The following is a 5,590-nucleotide window of genomic DNA, read 5'->3' as shown; positions in this document are numbered from 1 at the left end:
CTGCTGAAGAAAGCGAAAAACAAAAAAAGTTTGACAGTACTTTAAAAACTGTGCTAGAATTTGAGGCTCTGCTGATCGCGGCGGAGTTGGAAAGAAAAGAAGAAATTCTGGACTTTCGGTTCATTAAAAATATACAGCCGATAAGCGTGGGCGTTTGATGGCGAGTGCCAAGTTCTTTGGAACTAGTGCTTAGCACTACAAACGCTCATGAGATAGAAGTGAAGTTCACTTCAATTCTTTTTTATGAGTTGCTCGAAAGAGCGAAAAAATCAAGATCGAACTGTAGAGTTTGATCCTGGCTCAGATTGAACGCTGGCGGCATGCCTTACACATGCAAGTCGAACGGTAACAGGTCTTCGGATGCTGACGAGTGGCGAACGGGTGAGTAATACATCGGAACGTGCCCGATCGTGGGGGATAACGGAGCGAAAGCTTTGCTAATACCGCATACGATCTACGGATGAAAGCAGGGGACCGCAAGGCCTTGCGCGGACGGAGCGGCCGATGGCAGATTAGGTAGTTGGTGGGATAAAAGCTTACCAAGCCGACGATCTGTAGCTGGTCTGAGAGGACGACCAGCCACACTGGGACTGAGACACGGCCCAGACTCCTACGGGAGGCAGCAGTGGGGAATTTTGGACAATGGGCGAAAGCCTGATCCAGCCATGCCGCGTGCAGGATGAAGGCCTTCGGGTTGTAAACTGCTTTTGTACGGAACGAAAAGCCTCGGGATAATACCCTGGGGTCATGACGGTACCGTAAGAATAAGCACCGGCTAACTACGTGCCAGCAGCCGCGGTAATACGTAGGGTGCAAGCGTTAATCGGAATTACTGGGCGTAAAGCGTGCGCAGGCGGTTATGTAAGACAGATGTGAAATCCCCGGGCTCAACCTGGGAACTGCATTTGTGACTGCATAGCTAGAGTACGGTAGAGGGGGATGGAATTCCGCGTGTAGCAGTGAAATGCGTAGATATGCGGAGGAACACCGATGGCGAAGGCAATCCCCTGGACCTGTACTGACGCTCATGCACGAAAGCGTGGGGAGCAAACAGGATTAGATACCCTGGTAGTCCACGCCCTAAACGATGTCAACTGGTTGTTGGGTCTTCACTGACTCAGTAACGAAGCTAACGCGTGAAGTTGACCGCCTGGGGAGTACGGCCGCAAGGTTGAAACTCAAAGGAATTGACGGGGACCCGCACAAGCGGTGGATGATGTGGTTTAATTCGATGCAACGCGAAAAACCTTACCCACCTTTGACATGTACGGAATCCTTTAGAGATAGAGGAGTGCTCGAAAGAGAGCCGTAACACAGGTGCTGCATGGCTGTCGTCAGCTCGTGTCGTGAGATGTTGGGTTAAGTCCCGCAACGAGCGCAACCCTTGCCATTAGTTGCTACATTTAGTTGGGCACTCTAATGGGACTGCCGGTGACAAACCGGAGGAAGGTGGGGATGACGTCAAGTCCTCATGGCCCTTATAGGTGGGGCTACACACGTCATACAATGGATGGTACAAAGGGTCGCCAACCCGCGAGGGGGAGCCAATCCCATAAAGCCATTCGTAGTCCGGATCGCAGTCTGCAACTCGACTGCGTGAAGTCGGAATCGCTAGTAATCGTGGATCAGAATGTCACGGTGAATACGTTCCCGGGTCTTGTACACACCGCCCGTCACACCATGGGAGCGGGTTCTGCCAGAAGTAGGTAGCCTAACCGTAAGGAGGGCGCTTACCACGGCAGGGTTCGTGACTGGGGTGAAGTCGTAACAAGGTAGCCGTATCGGAAGGTGCGGCTGGATCACCTCCTTTCTGGAAAACTGCATTCAATATTGAACGCCCACACTTATCGGTTGTTGGAACAAGCTGCTGGCCTGCAAAGAGATTTGCAGGCCTGTGGAATGGGTCTGTAGCTCAGCTGGTTAGAGCACTGTGTTGATAACGCAGGGGTCGTTGGTTCGAGCCCAACTAGACCCACCAAATTCCGATATACGGGTATGAGGGACCAGGGGGATTAGCTCAGCTGGGAGAGCACCTGCTTTGCAAGCAGGGGGTCGTCGGTTCGATCCCGTCATCCTCCACCAACCAACCCAAATCAACACCAAAGCGGCTTTGCAAAAGGCCTCTTTGTTGTTGACCGAGATTACTCGGATCAATCGGCTGTTCTTTAAAAATTCATAGAGTCGAATCAGCGTTGTCAGAGGAAACTGCACATTCGTAAAGGTTTAGTGCAGACCGTGCCTCTGATGACAATTTTTTGATTGCGTCAAAACGAATATTCAATAAGCGAAAGCAGATTGAAATTCAGTAATGACGAATGTTTCTTGATAGTGATATTGAGGAATTATTCACATTACGGCATAACGCGCCAGGTGAAAGACCTGGCAAGTCCAGACAACAATGGAGATATCTCGAAAGAGATGTCAAAGTTATAGGGTCAAGTGACTAAGAGCATGTGGTGGATGCCTTGGCGATGATAGGCGACGAAAGACGTGAAAGCCTGCGATAAGCTTCGGGGAGCTGGCAAATAAGCATTGATCCGGAGATTTCTGAATGGGGAAACCCACCTCGCAAGAGGTATCGCATGATGAATACATAGTCATGCGAGGCGAACCGGGTGAACTGAAACATCTCAGTAGCTCGAGGAAAAGACATCAACCGAGATTCCGAGAGTAGTGGCGAGCGAAATCGGAGGAGCCTTCTAGTGATAGCACGACTGTTAGCAAAACGGAATGGAAAGTCCGGCCACAGCAGGTGATAGCCCTGTATGCGAAAACAGACGTGTGATACTAAGCTAGAGAAAAGTAGGGCGGGGCACGAGAAACCTTGTCTGAATATGGGGGGACCATCCTCCAAGGCTAAATACTCATCATCGACCGATAGTGAACCAGTACCGTGAGGGAAAGGCGAAAAGAACCCCGGGAGGGGAGTGAAATAGATCCTGAAACCGCATGCTTACAAAAAGTAGGAGCCCGCAAGGGTGACTGCGTACCTTTTGTATAATGGGTCAGCGACTTACATTCAGTGGCAAGGTTAACCGAATAGGGAAGCCGTAGAGAAATCGAGTCCGAATAGGGCGTCCAGTCGCTGGGTGTAGACCCGAAACCAAGTGATCTATCCATGGCCAGGATGAAGGTGCCGTAACAGGTACTGGAGGTCCGAACCGACTAGTGTTGCAAAACTAGCGGATGAGCTGTGGATAGGGGTGAAAGGCTAAACAAACTTGGAAATAGCTGGTTCTCTCCGAAAACTATTTAGGTAGTGCCTCAAGTATTACCGTCGGGGGTAGAGCACTGTTTTGGCTAGGGGGTCATGGCGACTTACCAAACCAAGGCAAACTCCGAATACCGACGAGTACAGCTTGGGAGACAGAGCACCGGGTGCTAACGTCCGGACTCAAGAGGGAAACAACCCAGACCGCCAGCTAAGGTCCCTAAAATTGGCTAAGTGGGAAACGAAGTGGGAAGGCTAAAACAGTCAGGATGTTGGCTTAGAAGCAGCCATCATTTAAAGAAAGCGTAATAGCTCACTGATCGAGTCGTCCTGCGCGGAAGATGTAACGGGGCTAAGCCAGTTACCGAAGCTGCGGATGTGCAATTTATTGCACGTGGTAGGAGAGCGTTCTGTAAGCCTGTGAAGGTGTCTGGTAACGGATGCTGGAGGTATCAGAAGTGCGAATGCTGACATGAGTAGCGTTAAAGGGGGTGAAAAGCCCCCTCGCCGTAAGCGCAAGGTTTTCTACGCAACGTTCATCGGCGTAGAGTGAGTCGGCCCCTAAGGCGAGGCAGAGATGCGTAGCTGATGGGAAACAGGTCAATATTCCTGTACCGATCAATAGTGCGATGTGGGGACGGAGAAGGTTAGCTCAGCCAACTGTTGGATATGTTGGTTCAAGCCTGTAGTCGTGCCCGGTAGGCAAATCCGCCGGGCTTAGATGAGGGGTGATAACGAGTCTGCTTGCAGACGAAGTGAGTGATACCCTGCTTCCAGGAAAAGCCACTAAGCTTCAGCTATTGACGACCGTACCGCAAACCGACACTGGTGCGCGAGATGAGTATTCTAAGGCGCTTGAGAGAACTCAGGAGAAGGAACTCGGCAAATTGATACCGTAACTTCGGGAGAAGGTATGCCCCAATTAGGTGAACCTGTACAAGGCGAGCCGAAAGGGGTTGCAAAAAATCGGTGGCTGCGACTGTTTAATAAAAACACAGCACTCTGCAAACACGAAAGTGGACGTATAGGGTGTGACGCCTGCCCGGTGCTGGAAGATTAAATGATGGGGTGCAAGCTCTTGATTGAAGTCCCAGTAAACGGCGGCCGTAACTATAACGGTCCTAAGGTAGCGAAATTCCTTGTCGGGTAAGTTCCGACCTGCACGAATGGCGTAACGATGGCCACACTGTCTCCTCCTGAGACTCAGCGAAGTTGAAATGTTTGTGATGATGCAATCTCCCCGCGGAAAGACGGAAAGACCCCATGAACCTTTACTGTAGCTTTGTATTGGACTTTGAACAGATCTGTGTAGGATAGGTGGGAGGCTTTGAAGTGAGGACGCTAGTTCTCATGGAGCCAACGTTGAAATACCACCCTGGTGTGTTTGAGGTTCTAACCTAGGTCCATTATCTGGATCGGGGACAGTGCATGGTAGGCAGTTTGACTGGGGCGGTCTCCTCCCAAAGCGTAACGGAGGAGTTCGAAGGTACGCTAGTTACGGTCGGACATCGTGACGATAGTGCAATGGCATAAGCGTGCTTAACTGCGAGACTGACAAGTCGAGCAGATGCGAAAGCAGGACATAGTGATCCGGTGGTTCTGTATGGAAGGGCCATCGCTCAACGGATAAAAGGTACTCTGGGGATAACAGGCTGATACCGCCCAAGAGTTCATATCGACGGCGGTGTTTGGCACCTCGATGTCGGCTCATCTCATCCTGGGGCTGTAGCCGGTCCCAAGGGTATGGCTGTTCGCCATTTAAAGAGGTACGTGAGCTGGGTTTAAAACGTCGTGAGACAGTTTGGTCCCTATCTTCCGTGGGCGCTGCAGATTTGAGGAAGCCTGCTCCTAGTACGAGAGGACCGGAGTGGACACACCTCTGGTGTATCGGTTGTCACGCCAGTGGCATTGCCGAGTAGCTAAGTGTGGAAGAGATAACCGCTGAAAGCATCTAAGCGGGAAACTCGTTTCAAGATGAGATCTGCCGGGGCCTTGAGCCCCCTAAAGAGTCGTTCAAGACCAGGACGTTGATAGGTCAGGTGTGGAAGCGCAGTAATGCGTTAAGCTAACTGATACTAATTGCTCGTGCGGCTTGACCCTATAACTTTGACGAACCTTCAAACGTTCAGTCGGACAGTTATGCCAAGTGACGCAGTCAAACAAAAGCTGATTCCAAACTCTATGAATTCGTTGCCCAGTTCCCCAAAAGAACTTGGCAGCAACCCTTTATGCCTGATGACCATAGCAAGTTGGCACCACTCCTTCCCATCCCGAACAGGACAGTGAAACGACTTCGCGCCGATGATAGTGCGGGTTCCCGTGTGAAAGTAGGTCATCGTCAGGCTATTACAGCCCAAATCGCCCCGTGCACGTCAGTGC

2 tRNA genes and 3 rRNA genes are annotated in these 5,590 nt (G+C 51.0%); all 5 read left to right on the top strand.

Annotation, left to right across the window (positions count from 1 at the left end):
• The first annotated feature begins 277 nt into the window (after positions 1-277).
• The 5 genes from RQI28_RS19625 (at position 278) to rrf (ending at position 5,555) form a co-directional block, all read left to right on the top strand.
• Positions 278-1,810: ribosomal RNA gene (locus RQI28_RS19625) — 16S ribosomal RNA — on the top strand.
• Positions 1,811-1,901: 91 nt separating this feature from the next.
• Positions 1,902-1,978: transfer RNA gene (locus RQI28_RS19620), tRNA-Ile, on the top strand.
• Between the two features lie 28 nt (positions 1,979-2,006).
• A tRNA-Ala gene (locus RQI28_RS19615) sits at positions 2,007-2,082 on the top strand.
• A gap of 351 nt (positions 2,083-2,433) precedes the next feature.
• Positions 2,434-5,311 (top strand): 23S ribosomal RNA (locus RQI28_RS19610).
• Positions 5,312-5,442: 131 nt separating this feature from the next.
• Positions 5,443-5,555, top strand: a 5S ribosomal RNA gene (rrf, locus tag RQI28_RS19605).
• The 16S, 23S and 5S rRNA genes sit together here with 2 tRNA genes alongside, the layout of an rRNA operon.
• Positions 5,556-5,590: the final 35 nt, after the last annotated feature.

The sequence above is a fragment of the Acidovorax sp. WCS2018Noco2-16 genome (genome assembly GCF_031843945.1).
Taxonomy (GTDB): domain Bacteria; phylum Pseudomonadota; class Gammaproteobacteria; order Burkholderiales; family Burkholderiaceae_C; genus Paracidovorax.
This window is presented reverse-complemented; position numbering and strand designations above follow the sequence as displayed.